Source organism: Clostridioides sp. ES-S-0108-01 (assembly GCF_020662285.1).
Lineage (GTDB): Bacteria > Bacillota > Clostridia > Peptostreptococcales > Peptostreptococcaceae > Clostridioides.
Genome location: NZ_JADGMN010000002.1, coordinates 38,333 through 53,310 on the forward strand (window position 1 = coordinate 38,333; position 14,978 = coordinate 53,310).

15 protein-coding genes, 2 pseudogenes and 1 other annotated feature are annotated in these 14,978 nt (G+C 27.0%); of the genes and pseudogenes, 9 read left to right on the plus strand and 8 right to left on the minus strand.

Features of this window, described 5'->3' with window-relative positions; genetic code table 11:
- Positions 1–244: 244 nt before the first annotated feature.
- The 4 genes from ispD (at position 245) to IR152_RS02615 (ending at position 4,250) form a co-directional block, all read left to right on the plus strand.
- Positions 245–958 (plus strand): 2-C-methyl-D-erythritol 4-phosphate cytidylyltransferase, encoded by a 714-nt coding sequence (gene ispD, locus IR152_RS02600; RefSeq protein WP_227450270.1) that lies wholly within the window; start codon positions 245–247, stop codon positions 956–958.
- Positions 955–1,440, plus strand: coding sequence for a 2-C-methyl-D-erythritol 2,4-cyclodiphosphate synthase (gene ispF / locus IR152_RS02605; RefSeq protein ID WP_227450271.1), 486 nt, complete (start codon positions 955–957; stop codon positions 1,438–1,440). The genes ispD and ispF overlap by 4 nt, the downstream gene beginning before the upstream one ends.
- Before the next feature lie 94 nt (positions 1,441–1,534).
- Positions 1,535–1,743: a binding site (T-box leader), on the plus strand.
- Positions 1,744–2,033: 290 nt separating this feature from the next.
- Entirely contained in the window at positions 2,034–3,479 is a 1,446-nt protein-coding gene (proS, locus tag IR152_RS02610) for a proline--tRNA ligase (protein ID WP_227450272.1), read from the plus strand.
- 243 nt (positions 3,480–3,722) lie between these two features.
- Positions 3,723–4,250, plus strand: coding sequence for a hypothetical protein (locus IR152_RS02615; RefSeq protein ID WP_227450273.1), 528 nt, complete (start codon positions 3,723–3,725; stop codon positions 4,248–4,250).
- A gap of 524 nt (positions 4,251–4,774) precedes the next feature.
- On the opposite strand, the gene IR152_RS19895 is transcribed toward IR152_RS02615, so the two are convergent.
- On the minus strand, positions 4,775–4,897 hold the full coding sequence (locus IR152_RS19895; protein WP_131046108.1) for a hypothetical protein: 123 nt from the start codon (positions 4,895–4,897) through the stop codon (positions 4,775–4,777).
- 217 nt (positions 4,898–5,114) lie between these two features.
- Here IR152_RS19895 and IR152_RS02620 point away from each other — a divergent pair.
- The 4 genes and pseudogenes from IR152_RS02620 to IR152_RS02635 all read left to right on the plus strand — a co-directional run.
- Positions 5,115–5,246: pseudogene (locus IR152_RS02620) on the plus strand (transposase); the annotation flags it as partial.
- Positions 5,247–5,273: 27 nt separating this feature from the next.
- Positions 5,274–6,392: pseudogene (gene tnpB / locus IR152_RS02625) on the plus strand (IS200/IS605 family element RNA-guided endonuclease TnpB).
- A 251-nt stretch (positions 6,393–6,643) separates the two neighbouring features.
- Positions 6,644–7,585, plus strand: coding sequence for a sigma 54-interacting transcriptional regulator (locus IR152_RS02630; protein WP_227450473.1), 942 nt, complete (start codon positions 6,644–6,646; stop codon positions 7,583–7,585).
- A 559-nt stretch (positions 7,586–8,144) separates the two neighbouring features.
- The gene (locus IR152_RS02635; RefSeq protein ID WP_227450274.1) at positions 8,145–8,495 is read left to right on the plus strand and encodes a transposase; all 351 of its coding nucleotides are present in this window, start codon (positions 8,145–8,147) and stop codon (positions 8,493–8,495) included.
- 174 nt (positions 8,496–8,669) lie between these two features.
- Here IR152_RS02635 and IR152_RS02640 read toward each other — a convergent pair whose 3' ends face one another.
- The 4 genes from IR152_RS02640 to IR152_RS02655 form a co-directional block, all read right to left on the minus strand.
- Positions 8,670–8,846 (minus strand): hypothetical protein, encoded by a 177-nt coding sequence (locus IR152_RS02640; protein WP_227450275.1) that lies wholly within the window; start codon positions 8,844–8,846, stop codon positions 8,670–8,672.
- 204 nt (positions 8,847–9,050) lie between these two features.
- The gene (locus IR152_RS02645; protein WP_227450276.1) at positions 9,051–9,206 is read right to left on the minus strand and encodes a hypothetical protein; all 156 of its coding nucleotides are present in this window, start codon (positions 9,204–9,206) and stop codon (positions 9,051–9,053) included.
- 171 nt (positions 9,207–9,377) lie between these two features.
- The gene (locus tag IR152_RS02650) at positions 9,378–9,542 is read right to left on the minus strand and encodes a helix-turn-helix transcriptional regulator (RefSeq protein WP_227450277.1); all 165 of its coding nucleotides are present in this window, start codon (positions 9,540–9,542) and stop codon (positions 9,378–9,380) included.
- Between the two features lie 45 nt (positions 9,543–9,587).
- On the minus strand, positions 9,588–9,899 hold the full coding sequence (locus tag IR152_RS02655) for a DUF6442 family protein (protein WP_227450278.1): 312 nt from the start codon (positions 9,897–9,899) through the stop codon (positions 9,588–9,590).
- Between the two features lie 1,323 nt (positions 9,900–11,222).
- Here IR152_RS02655 and IR152_RS02660 point away from each other — a divergent pair.
- Positions 11,223–11,468 carry a hypothetical protein gene (locus tag IR152_RS02660; protein WP_227450279.1) on the plus strand — a complete coding sequence of 82 codons (246 nt, stop codon included), beginning with the start codon at positions 11,223–11,225 and terminating at the stop codon, positions 11,466–11,468.
- 623 nt (positions 11,469–12,091) lie between these two features.
- On the opposite strand, the gene IR152_RS02665 is transcribed toward IR152_RS02660, so the two are convergent.
- Genes IR152_RS02665 through IR152_RS02675 form a run of 3 tightly spaced genes read right to left on the minus strand, consistent with a single transcriptional unit; the run spans position 12,092 to position 14,957 of the window.
- Complete coding sequence (locus tag IR152_RS02665; protein WP_227450280.1) at positions 12,092–12,793, minus strand: RraA family protein; 702 nt, start codon at positions 12,791–12,793, stop codon at positions 12,092–12,094.
- 26 nt (positions 12,794–12,819) lie between these two features.
- On the minus strand, positions 12,820–13,803 hold the full coding sequence (locus IR152_RS02670) for a hydroxyacid dehydrogenase (protein ID WP_227450281.1): 984 nt from the start codon (positions 13,801–13,803) through the stop codon (positions 12,820–12,822).
- A gap of 14 nt (positions 13,804–13,817) precedes the next feature.
- Positions 13,818–14,957: an amidohydrolase family protein gene (locus tag IR152_RS02675; protein WP_227450282.1), complete on the minus strand. Its 1,140-nt coding sequence runs from the start codon at positions 14,955–14,957 to the stop codon at positions 13,818–13,820.
- Positions 14,958–14,978: the final 21 nt, after the last annotated feature.

The window sequence follows — 14,978 nt, forward strand, 5'->3', positions numbered from 1 at the left end:
TTATATCAAACTAGAGGTTTTTAATATTTTTGTATATTAATAAGCATTACAAAATTGTAAAATTAAAAACAAAACTATTGAAAATCAATATATATTGTAATAAATATACATGTTTTTCATTAGCAAATAGACATTAACTATTTATACAACTGAAAATTTAATATATAATTAATCAGATGGTTAAAATAAAAAATATTAAAAACTTTAATAAATGATGGTTAAAAATAAAATACGAGGTGATACCATGTATAGTGTTATAATTGTTGCGGCAGGAAGCGGAAGGAGAATGAACTTAGATATAAACAAACAGTTCATAAAATTAAGAGAAAAAGAAATTATTGCTCATACAATTCAAGTTTTTTATGAAAATATAAATATAGATGAAATAGTGGTGTGTATAAAAAAAGAAGAAGAGGATTTTTTTAAGGAAAATATAATAAATAAGTATAACTTTAAAAATATAAAAATAGCATATGGTGGAAAGGAAAGGCAGGATTCAATATATAATGGCTTAAAAAAATTAGATAAAAATTGTGATATAGTACTTATCCATGATGGAGCAAGACCATTTGTAGACCATAGAATAATTAATGAATCTATAAAGATGGCTAAAGAAAAAAAGGCTGTGGTTGTAGGCGTTCCAGTAAGTGATACTATAAAGATAGTGTCAGATGGGACAGTACAAGAAACTCCAGAAAGAAGTTTATTGTGGGCAGCTCAAACTCCTCAAACCTTTGAATATAATCTCATAATAGATGCTTATGAACAAGCATATAAGAACAATTATTATGGTACTGATGATTCAATGTTGGTGGAAAATATAGGGCAAAGTGTTACTATGGTAATGGGCTCTTATGAAAACATAAAAATAACTAGTCCAGAAGATTTAAATATAGCAGAACAAATATTAAATATGGAAAAAAGGGATGAAGTTAACAGTAGAAGGAGAATTATATGAGAATAGGGTTAGGATATGATGTGCACAAATTAACAGAAGATAGAAAACTTATAATTGGTGGAGTAGAGATACCCCATGATAAAGGTTTATTAGGTCATTCTGATGCTGATGTATTGATACATGCAATAATGGATTCTATTTTAGGTGCTTTAGCTTTAGGAGATATAGGGAAGCATTTCCCAGATACATATGAAGAATATAAGGGAGCAAATAGTATGAAGTTATTAGAATATGTATATAATCTAACAGCAAGCAAAGGATATAAAATCGGAAACATAGATAGTACTATAATTGCTCAAAGCCCTAAGATGGCTCCATATATTGAAAGCATGAGAAAAAACATATCAAAAGTTTTAAATACGGATATTGATAATATAAACATAAAGGCAACTACAGAAGAAGGTCTTGGTTTTACAGGAGCAAAACAAGGTATAGCATCACAAAGTATTTGTTTATTATTGTTGACAAGTCAGAATAATTAATATATTATTAGTAATAAGTTTAATGGATATCAAATAATAGGCCTATATAGAATATCTATAATATGTGAATTTAAGTGAAATTAATATAAATATAAAACTAGCTATGATAAAGAAATAGTAAAATGATGAAATCTTCACAGAGAGAAAACGGTGGTGAAAGTTTTCAAGAGGAAGTCTTTGAACCTGTCTTTTAGCTTAAAGGTATAAAAATCTTTACGGTAGGAACCGTTATATTCCCAAAAGAGAGCTATTCATATAGCTAACTAGAGTGGTACCGCGGAAATCAAACCTTTCGTCTCTATACTTGTATAGAGACGAAAGGTTTTTTATATTTTCAGGAAGTTAATGTTCAGGAGGAATCTATTAATGAAAATGTCAAAAATGTTAATGAAGGTAAAGTAGAATTTAAACTTGGACATAAAGAAGGTAAAGAAATAATTGATATAAAAGAAATAATATTAGATTAGGATAATAACTTAAAGAAGGCTATTATATAGATAATAGAGTTGTACTTTATAAACACCATTTTATCTATATAAGTATATAAAATGGTGTTTTTTTATAAAAACATAATAAATGAGGAGGCAATTGAAATGGCAAAAAATGAAAAGCAATTTGTTGAAGAAATAACAAAAATGGAAGATGATTTCCCACAATGGTATACAGATGTAATAACTAAGACTGACTTAGTTGATTATGCACCAGTAAAAGGTTTTATGGTTGTAAAGCCATATGGATATGCTTTATGGGAAAAAATGCAAGAATTTATGGATAAAAAATTTAAAGAAACTGGACATAAAAACTGTTATTTCCCATTATTAATACCAGAAAGTTTATTAAACAAAGAAGCAGAGCACGTTGAAGGTTTTGCTCCAGAAGTTGCATGGGTAACACATGGAGGAAATAAAAAATTAGAAGAAAGATTATGTGTAAGACCTACTTCAGAGACTATAATATGTACAATGTATGCTAAATGGTTGAAATCATATAGAGAATTACCATATCTTTATAATCAATGGTGCTCAGTTGTTAGATGGGAAAAATCAACTAGACCTTTCTTAAGAACATCTGAGTTTTTATGGCAAGAAGGTCATACATTACATGAAACAGCAGAAGAAGCACAAGAAGAAACAATACAACAATTAGAAGTATATAAAGCATTATGTGAAGAATTACTTGCAATGCCAGTTGTAGCTGGTCAAAAAAGTGAAAGCGAGAAATTTGCAGGTGGTGAAAGAACATATACTATAGAAGCTATGATGCATGATGGTAAAGCATTACAATCAGGTACAAGTCACTTCTTAGGTCAACACTTTACTAAGGCTTTTGATATTACTTTTGCAGATAGAGAAGGAAACTTAGCTAATCCATATCATACATCTTGGGGAGCATCTACAAGACTTATAGGTGGACTTATAATGACTCATAGTGATAATAGAGGTTTAGTATTACCACCAAGAGTAGCTCCAATTCAAGTTGTTATAGTTCCTATAGCTGCTAAAAAAGGAAATGTAATGGAAACAGTTGATAAAATATATGCTGATTTAAAAGCTAAAGGCGTAACTGTAGAAGTTGATGATAGAGATAACTATACAACTGGATGGAAATTTAATGAGTGGGAAATGAAAGGTGTTCCAGTAAGAATTGAAATTGGACCAAAAGATATAGAAAACAATCAAGCTATGGTATTCAGAAGAGATACTTTAGAAAAGAATTCTATGCCTTTAGAAGGATTAGCTGATGCTGTATATGATTTATTTGATGTTATACACAATGATATGTTTGAAAAAGCAAGAAAACATAGAGAAGACAATACATCTGTAGTTGAAAATATGGATGAGTTTAGAAAAGCTTTAGAAGAAAAGCCAGGATTCATAAAGACTATGTGGTGTGGGGATGCAGAGTGTGAAGCTAAGATTAAGGAAGAAACAGGAGCAACTATAAGATGTTTACCTTTTGAACAAGAAAAATTAGGTCACAAGTGTGTTTACTGTGGAAAAGAAGCAGATAGTATGGTAGTAATGGCAAAAGCTTACTAAAATAAGAAGCTTAAAATAAAAACTGGGATGAAGAGTATTTAATACTTTTTATCCCAGTTTTTATTTTAAGTTTTACTTCCTTTTTATATCTGCTGTATGATGATGTACTCTAAATTAATTTTTTATAAATAATCAAAATATATTTATGAACATGTTCTAATCTTTAGATGATTATGTAAATTAGCATCATCAATATGGTAGGATATGTAGTATATATACTTAAAAAATAAAGGAGATATTGGAATGATTAATAAGGATATAAAAAAAATACTTAGTCTTATTTTTATTACAATTATCATTACATTTTTACTTATTTTTATATTGATGTGGATTTCAATTTGTTTATCTGGTGATACAAAAAGATTAAACGAGTTTTGGAATATAAATATACCTTCACCTAGTGAAAAAGTAGTGAAATTAGATTCAGAGCCTGATTTTCTTGGAGATGGAGAAAGTTTTATTACCTACAAATATTCAGATAATGATTTTAACAAAATAAGAAAATCAAATATAGGTAAGTTTATAGATTATAAAAATATAGATACTATAAAGCAAGATATAGAAGATTTCAAAAATAAAATATTGAATATAAATAATTCCAAAGGAGATTTGGAACGTAAGAAGCAAGTAGAGAAAGTGTTTAAAGAAAATCCTATAAAAATAAGTATAGAAGATAGGTACTTGTATCTAAAAAAAGAAGATAATAGTGAACTATTTTTAGTAATTAAAAGCAATGAAAGAAAAGTATATATATTACAAATAATAATGTAACTTTATCAAAGTAAGCATTGTTAATTTAATTAAAGATGTATTTTTATTTTGAAATTCTAAGTGTGGGTATACCAATTTTGTAATATATTTACTATATAAATATCCAATAAAGTAAACAATAAATATAAATGAACAGTAATAAAGAATACTTTTAAATTTTAATAAATGTATTAAAAGAAAGATTTATGAAATTAAAACTAGGATTTTCTGATATAATAAACATGTGTATTTTTAAATAAAAAGGATATTATTATTAGATTTGATTAAAAAATAGCTACACACACTTGTGACTTTAGTCATGAGTTAGTAGCTAAAATAGTCAGCATATAGGGAAACTTATATGTAGAGATAGGATAGAACCTATCCAATACTACTTGAATTGCTAAAAACCCCTAAAGCTAATCAAACTAAAACATAAGGATGAAATAAACCTAAGTGTGAAAGTTACGAAAGTAGAAAAAATTGGTTAGATGGTATAAGGTTAAACCCTAAGTACTTTAAAATGGGCAATCAGCAGGTAAGCTCTAAATAGGAGAAACTTCAACGACTATTCCTCTTGAGGGAAGTACACTACAAGCTATTGGTAGTGGAAGTGGGTAGACCTTAACGGATAATGCCGAAGGATAAGATATAGTCTGTGCTTGCATGAAAGTGTAAGAAGTTCATAAGAGAACTGCATAGGTAGTAGCGAACTTATGTGAACGACAACCTCAAAAATGATAAAAGTTAGGACTTATGGTTCTTGTATATGTTATTTAAAAATAAATATAAAATTCTTCAAAATACTTGTTTAAAAAAATTGCACTTGTTAATATTAGGATGGGTGATGAAAAATTGAAGTGACTCAGATATGTATATTTAGTACAATACCATATAGCATGGTGTGTAAAATATAGACTTCCAGTATTAACAAATGAAATTGAAGAAGATTTAATTAATATATTTAGTTGCTACTGTATCATAAAATACAGGGGAGCAGATAAGAAAATATATTAATTAATCAGAAAAAACAGGTAAAGTGAGGTGATAGTAGTGGAAAAAGCTTATAGGTTTAGAATGTATCCAAATAAAAAACAGCAAGAGTTAATTAACAAAACTTTTGGGTGTTGTAGGTTTGTATATAATAAATATCTTGCTAAAAGAATAGAAGTTTATAAAAATGATAAAGAAACTTTTACTTATAAACAGTGCAGTTCTGATTTGACCAATTTAAAAAAAGAATTAAAGTGGCTTAAAGAACCTGACAAATTTTCACTACAAAACGCCTTAAAAGATTTAGAAAACGCATATGAAAAATTCTTTAAAGAAAAGGCAGGATTTCCTAAATTTAAATCAAAGAAAACTAATAGATTTTCATATAAAACGAACTTTACAAATGGAAACATTATGTACTTTAGTCAATATATAAAATTACCTAAACTTGGTATGGTTAAAGTAAGGGATAAACAAGTCCCTAAAGGGAGAATACTTAATGCTACTGTATCTAAAGAACCAAGTGGTAGATACTATGTATCATTATGCTGTACTGATGTAGATATTGAAACATTTGAAAATACTAATAATCAGATAGGTCTAGATTTAGGAATTAAAGAATTTTGTATCTCAAGTTGTGGACAATTTATAGAAAATCCTAAGTACCTTAAGAAGTCATTAAACAAACTTTCTAAATTACAAAGAGAATTATCGAGAAAAACAATCGGTAGTTTAAATAGAAATAAAGCAAGATTAAAAGTTTCTAGACTTCAAGAACATATAGCTAATCAAAGGAAGGATTTTCTACAAAAACTATCTACTAAACTAATAAAAGAGAATGATATTATTTGCATAGAAGATTTACAAGTAAAGAACATGATTAAAAATCGTAAACTATCTCTCTCTATTTCTGATGTGTCATGGTCATAATTTGTTCGTCAATTAAAATACAAGGCTAATTGGCATGATAGACAAATTGTAAAGGTAGGTAAGTTCTTTGCAAGTTCGCAAATATGCAATAAATGTGGGTACAAAAACGAGGAAGTGAAAAACTTAAATATAAGAGAATGGATTTGTCCTAGTTGTAATGAAACTCACGATAGAGATATAAATGCAAGTATAAATATATTAAAAGAAGGATTAAGACTAATAAAAATTCAAAATAAATAACTTATGTAAGAACCGTAGGAACTACGGGGATAGCCTGTGGAGAATACATATTTTAGTATGCAAAATTCTATGAAGCAGGAACCCTGTGACTTTAGTCATGGGAGGTTCAGTGTTTTCCTATCATAATTGATAACTTACATTTTGGGTGTGTTGCAACTATACAAGACATAGAAAACATTCAATCTACAGAAAAAGAAATAAGGGAGAGTCTGATTTCAAAATCTCATTTTGCAAAGAGTACTTTTAACGATATATTAGGTTCAAGTGATGCATTGATGCACTCAGTAAATATGGCAAAAAAATTTGCCAAATCTGATTCTACAATTATAATCACTGGAGAATCTGGTACTGGGAAAGAAATATTTGCTCAAAGTATACATAATTATAGCAATAGATTTAATGGACCTTTTGTGGCTATAAACTGCGCAGCTATACCTGAAAATATACTTGAAAGTGAATTGTTTGGATATGTAAAGGGTGCTTTTACAGGTGCTAGAAATGAAGGGAAAGCAGGTGTCTTTGAATTAGCACATAATGGAACTATATTTTTAGATGAAATAGGAGAGATTTCTAAAGATGTTCAAGTCAAACTGCTACGAGTATTACAGGAGAGGGAAGTTACTAGAATAGGTGATACTAAAGTTGTACCTATTAATGTAAGGGTTATAACAGCTACTAATAAAAACTTAGTTGAACAGATTGACAATAATAACTTTAGAGAAGATTTATTTTACAGACTTTGTGTGTTGAAATTGGATTTACCTCCTCTTAGAGAGCGAAAAGAAGATATCAAGCAACTGACATATTCTATTATATCTCACTACAACAAACCAGTTTCAATATCTGAGTCTGCACTTAAAATATTAAGTAGATATGATTTTCCTGGTAATATAAGACAGTTAAAAAATATAGTAGAAAGATTGGTAGTTATGTGTGATGATAATTTTATAGATGAGAACTTAGTTTCTGACATATTAATTTCTGAACCACATTTTAAAAAGGATATAAGTTCAGCTCCTACAGTAGATTATTCTCCTATTTTGGTAGACAATAAAATTGTAGATTATGAAAAAAAATTAATTCTTGAAACATTAGAGAAAAATAATGGAGTAAAATCAACTACAGCAAGCCAATTAGGGATTAGTACTACTACCCTTTGGCGTAAACTTAAAAAGTATAAGCTTTCAAATTAAATAATTGCTGAGTAAAATAGTAATTAAATGAGATGTTCATAAGATAAACTAGTAGTTAAATTAAGATAGCCATTAAATAAGATGTCCATAAGATAAACTAGTAGTTAAATTAAGATAGCCATTAAATAAGATGTCCATAAGATAAACTAGTAATTAAATTAAGATAGCTATTAAATAAGATGCCTATAAGATAAACTAGTAATTAAATTAAGATAACCATTAAATAAGATGGCTATAAGATAAACTAGTAGTTAAATTAAGATAGCTATTAAATAAGATGCCTATAAGATAATAATTAAATTAAGGTAGCTATTAAATAAGATGTCCATAAGATGATAATTAAATTAAGATAGCCATTAAATAAGATGGCTATAAGATAAACTAGTAATTGAATCAAGATAATAATTAAATAAAATGTTCATTAAATAAAATAAATACGATTAACTAAATTGGTAGTTAAGTATTTGGTAATGTAAAATAATTTGTGCTTCAAGGTTAATAAAAATCTTCTTTATCGCAATGATTTAAATATAATCAAATGTCGTAAAGGAGATTTTTTATGAATACTTTAAGAAAACAATTAGTCAAAGAAATTATATCAGATGGAGAATTTATAAAATCTGGAGATATAAGTAGCTATCTAAGAGATATGTTCAAAGATATATTACAAGAGATGTCAGAACAAGAAATAGCATTGGAACTAGGTTATGAAAAGGGTGACAGCCATAACAAGAATACAACTAATAGAAGAAATGGATATAGCAAAAAAACTGTAAAGTCACAATTTGGAGATTTGCAACTAGACGTTCCAAGAGACAGAGATAATGACTTTAGCCCAGCAGTCGTTCCTAAAAATATTAGAGATATCTCAGGAATCGAAGAAAAAAACTTATTAAACTATGTGTTGTAACTGATATTTTCTCTTTAGTTGTTTTATACAGGTCAATTCCAGAAAAAGTTGCATTTGCTCTATTAAGAGCACTATCTAATAATTTTATATCTTTGAAACCCTGAGAGCCACCACTTTCAGTTATTATTTTTTGATGATATTTTAAAATCTCATCTAATGTTAATGATATATACGTTATTCAGCCAACTTTCTTAGAGCTTCAATATTATCATTTATTGTATCATCCATCATTTTATCAAGATTTTTTTTTGCGTTAAAATTTAAAAGTTCTTTTATTACTTCTTCCTTTTCGTTTTCATTCAAATTATAGAATTCATTTATGATATTTTTTGCTGTAGCTATAATTATCACTCCTTTTTATGTCTTTATTTTCATTAACCTTGAAGCACAAATTATTTTACATTACTCTTTTTTTATTGTTTATCTTTTTTATCCAATACTCATTTCTTGATATTAATTCTGATTCAATTAAATTTTTCATTCTGTTTTCTGTTGCAAGAATAAGTTTATAATATTCTATAGTATTTATTATTTCTTCATATTTTTCAGGTGTAATTAAAATACAAGTTGATATATTATTCTTAATAACAACTTTATTTCCACTTTTTTTACTTCATCAAAAATTCCATTAGCTTCTCCTTTGTTGAATCGAGAAATTGGGACTATAATACTAACCATATTAGCCATTAATAAATCTCTATTATTTAACATGTTACACCCACTTAAATATATATATTATATGGTGATTTTTTTGAAAAAATATATAAATGACGTACAGCTGAGTTTATTATTGATTATACTATAGTAAAAAAATATTCTTTTATAGAGTTAATTTCATCCATCTGATAATTTACTTTATATTTATTATATTGTTTACTATAATTAAAAATAGAATAATTTTTCAAATTTTTTATCTAAAGCTATACACGAAATAAGTGCTAGTTTTGCTGTTGAATTGAACTTTCCTGTTTCTATTGAGCTGATAGTGTTACTTGATACACCAACTAATTCAGCTAATTGACTCTGAGACAAATTTATTTCTTCCATAGCTGTTTTTAAGTTGTTTTTTAATATTAATTCTTTTTCATTGGACTACCTCAATGATAAGAGTACAAAATTAACTAAATAAAAAATAGTAATAATTGTACCTATAATTCCAACAATAATATAAGATTTTTTATGTGTAAATTTATATTTTGGAATAGTCTCAGCAGTTAAAAATGCCCAAAATAATGAAGATGCAGCATAGCTTTTTTGATCTACATAAGCATTAAATAGAATGATAAAAATATATACACAGCAAAATACAAAATAACCTACTAATCTTCCTTTATCTTGTATATATTTTATACCTTCATCATTATTTGATTGGCGGCTCTTTTTTAAAATTTCTTCTTTATTCATTTAGAAACCTCCTTTTATATATGCCAAGTTTACTTGGTATTAATATTATTATAGCATGCCAAGTTTTGTTGTCAAGAATAAATTCAAATATAGATTAAGATATTAAATATTTAAAGAGTAAAGATATTAGTAGATACAGATAACTTTGCTAGTAGAATTTAATAATAAAGAGTAAAAATTTTAATATTTTGTTAATTTGTTTTAAATGATAAAATAAATTATATTAAAAAAATAACATGATTTTATTCTTTTAGGTAGCAGAATTATAAATTTAATAGTAATAATTTTTTGAAACATATATTAATAACATAAAATTATAAGTTTTATTATAAAGATATGTATTATTATGTATAAAAATAAATGTTGAAATTATAAAAAACTATTATTATACTAATAATAAATAGAATATTCATAAAAAAATGAATTTTAATAATAGTTTGAAAATAATAATTTAATTACACATCATATTTGCAAAGATCAAAAGTCATTAATATTTCTAAAAATAAATTTATATGTATGGTTTATTTCAATTATAACTTAACTTTATATAACTGTAACTATTAATTAAAATGGAAGTGATAATTATTAAAAATAATAAAATCTTAAAAATAAAACGAATAATAAAATTAATATTAGATACTGATAAAAAATTTATTTTTATTAGCTTGATTTCTTCAATAATACTATCAATTTTACCATTGTTATCTCTTAATTTAATGCAAGAAATTATAAATTCTTTGCAAATAGGTAATAAAAATATTGAAAAAATATTTATTATTGTATTTTTATATTTATTTGTAAATTTTTTACTCTTAATAATAGAAACATTCATAGGTTATTATAAAAACAAATTTGAATTAAAAATTTCTTCATTTAATGCCTTTAGAAAAGCAAAGAAAATACAGATTAGTACACTTTTTAGAGAAAAATAAAATTAATACATCTAAAATATTAAAAAATACTTTAGACAATTTAAAAACACCTCTCAAAGTTTTTAACTAAATTATAAAACTAATTACAAATGCTATGTAACGATAATAAATAAAAAATTTACTTCGCCTAAGCGACGTGTCGTTGAAATATTTCATGTTGCCAACGGTTTCGTAAGTTGATAAGAAAAGAACACTAATTATTTAGAGTTCTTTTCTTAATTATAAGTGGATTATAATACTTTTAAATCTATGAAAAAATCGTATATAATAGTGATATGAACAAGTAAAGAAAATACAAAAATGATAAAATTATAAATAAAATATTATAAAATCATAAGGTCATAATTGTTATATTGTACGAAACAAAGTAAAGAGGGAGGGTGGAGAATAAATGAATCAAAGAAAAATAAAGATTAGTATTAAAATGGTAATTATAGGTATATTTGCTATAATTATTGCTTTTGTATTATCCAGATTATTCGTTGAGTATATTGATGAATTATTAAGGTCTAATTGGCAATATCAGCTATTTGAAAGTGAGAGTTCATATATAGTATTTGCCAATTGTATTATGTTCTCGAATATATTATTAGAAATATTCTTAATATATATTTGTGGAAAATTTAGAAAAATCTAATTTCAATATAGTGGAAGCATATGGAAGAAGCATTTTTTTACACATTAAGGCAAATAAACCCACTGTTTCCAACTGATTTAAACTATTCATATTAATTTAAATCTGTAAATTAATCCAATACCTATTAAATTTTACACCATTATGGTCAACGTATTTCGAATCGAATACTCCATGATTATTTGGTCTATTGTGCTAGTTAAAGTTTAATTCCCATATAAAGTAAATTGATTTTAGTAAAACAAATCACCAATAAGGGTTAGTTTATGGATAAATCATCCGTATATATAATCAGTTATCTATATTCTTTGATAATAGAATATAATTTTAAAAAATCACATTCTAAAAATTTGCCATAATATATATGGTTTCCAAAAATATTTAGAAATATCCCAGTATACATTTTTTACAATTTATTAAAATAAAATTCATATATTGGGAAATATTAATAGTAAATAAATAATTGTTTCTATAAAGTGGAAATTATCTTTAAAAGCACAAATTAATTTACAGTCTCATAAAATATTCATTAAATAAAATAAATACGATTAACTAAATTGGTAGTTAATCGTATTTTGAAATTTATATATATAAATATTTTATAGATATAGAATAGAGGTCATTTATTATTGAACTCTATAAACATCATCTATAATTTCCACGCCTTTTTTTTCTAAAGTTTCCCTTACCCAGTCTCTATTTGCAGTTCCTTCAGAAGCCTTTACGACCTTAGCGTGGTCTTGTTTAGCATTTGCTTCTGCTTTCTCAATAAGGTCTACTGCATCATTTTTAGGGATTACTATTACACCATCTTGGTCTCCTAATATTATATCACCTGGATTGACAGCAATTCCACCTATAGATATAGGTACATTTACTTCACCAGGACCTTCCTTATATGGACCACCTGGAGTAGTTCCTGTAGCATATATTGGACAACTAGACTTTGATATGACATCAATATCTCTTATTGGACCATCTATTACGATTCCAGCTACTTTTTTGAAATCTGCAAGATATTTGTACATGATTTCTCCCATGATAGCTTGTGTTCTATCTCCATTATTAGATAGTATTATTACATCTCCTTCTTGAGCTATATTAAGGGCTTGGTGAAGCATTAAATTATCTCCTGGTCTTGATTTTACTGTTAATGCAACTCCACACATTCTATTTTTTGGCGAAGACATTAACTTTATTTCTGAGCTTAATGCACTTGACCTATACATACAGTCTCCCACATTTGCTGCTGGTAATACGCTGAATCTTTTTACAAGTTCTTTATCTGGTAAGTCTCTTTTTAAATATACTCTATTTCCTATTGCCATTTTAAATTCCTCCTAATAAGTGTTTACTAATCATTGTATATAGTTGCATTATCCCAATCTATTAATTTTACTGGCCAAGTAGGATTTTTACCTTCAAATACCTCATTAACCCCAATTGCAGAGTGTAAAGAGGCTCTATTAGTAGCTTCTTTAGTTGCTGCTCCTATATGAGGGGATACCACTACATTATCTAAATACAATATAGGATTTTTTGAGTCTACTGGCTCTTGTTGTAACACATCTAAACCAGCACCTGCTATAACATTATCTCTACATGCTTCATATAAAGCTTGTTCATCTACGACACTTCCTCTAGCTGCATTTATAAAAAATGCTGTTTCTTTCATCATATTAAACTGTTCTTTTCCTATAAAATTTTTAGTAACAGAAGTTGTTGGACAGTGAACAGAAACGAAATCACTTTCTTTGTATATTTTATTTATATCTCTAGTCACTTCTACACCTATTGGAAAATCTTTAGATGATTTATATGGGTCATATGCAACTACTTTCATATTAAATCCATCCATGCACATCTTAGCAACTCTTGAACCTATGTTTCCACATCCAATAATTCCTACAGTTTTTCCATCAAGCTCACATTTAGGCGTTCTTAATTTAGCTTTATAGTAGTCATCTATAAAGCTTTTTCTTACTTTTGTATAATTTCTAGAGCAATATAACATATACATTAATGTTACCTCTGCAACAGAAGTACTATTTGCTACTGGACAATACAATACTTGAACACCAAATTCTTTTGCTGCCTCTAAATCGACAGTATCAAATCCTGCACCATGACGCACTATTACTTTTAGATTATCAGCAGCTTCAAATACCTCTCTCGTTATTTTAGATAGCCTAACTATAATTGCATCAATACCTTTTATATCATTTATTATATCTTTAGTCTCCATGCCTGAACCAGTTATTAGTTCATGACCTCTACTTTCTAAGTAATCCCTACCTTCTTGCATTATTTCTTGTGGTAATAATATTTTCCAACCCATTTTTTTCCTCCTAATTAATTTTCATATATGTAATCTGGGGCACAATATACTATAAATCCATCTTTGATGGTCATTTCTGTTTTTAATAATTTATCTGCCTCGAATTTACTACCTTTCCAATCTGTGTAAATTTGTTTAACATCCATGATGTCAAATATTGCTATATCTGCATTTGCACCTTCTGATAAACATCCTATCTGATTTTCCATTTTCATAAGTTTAGCTGGATTTTGAGTTGTCATTTTTACAACATCATATAGACTTATTCCCATACATATGTATCTAGACATAAGGTTTGGAAGAGAGAATATAGGTCTTCTAAACATGCTTTCTAGTACCAAATCTGTACTACAAATATCAGCTATAAATCCCTGTTCTTTTGCTTTTAACATGACTTCAAAATCACCATGTTTTCTACCTTCTCCTGTATCAAATATGATTCCTCTTTCCCTTGCTTTTTTCACACATTCATATAAATTGCCATTTGAGTCGAGGATAGTATTTTTAACACCTTGATATACATGTTCAAATATATCTCCTGGTCTTAATATGTTTAATACTTCCTCTGTAGGAACTGGTAAATTTGTACAATGAACTTCAACAGGACATCCTATTTTTTCAGCTATTTTAATAGTTTCTTTTAATGGCTCTATTCCTAGACCATCTACCAAATTTTCACTTAATCTTATTTTTAGACCTAATATATTATCTTTATTTTCATTGTATATTCGTTCTATTTTTTCATGATTAAAATACTTTGGGTCAATACATTCATGGTAACTAGTAGTTACCAAGCCTGCTGAGCAAACTTGCAAGAAACTTTTTATATTTACTTTACTTCTAGCTATAATTGAAGATTTAAAAAGTTGGTAATTTGCTACTCCTGCAGAACAATCAATTGCACTAGTAACACCAGTTGGAAGGTAGGTACTATCTGGATATATACCAATTTCAGTTCCATCTGCAAACATATGAGCATGTGCATCAATCAACCCTGGAAAAACAAATTTACCTCTTGCATCTATTGTGTGTTTTGCTTTATCACCATGTTTATATTCAGTTACTTTTCCATTGTATATAGCAATTATTTTATTTCCATTTACATTATTTTTAGGGTCTATTACATGACCATTTATAATAAGTAAATCTAGCATAGTTATTCATCTCCAATATAT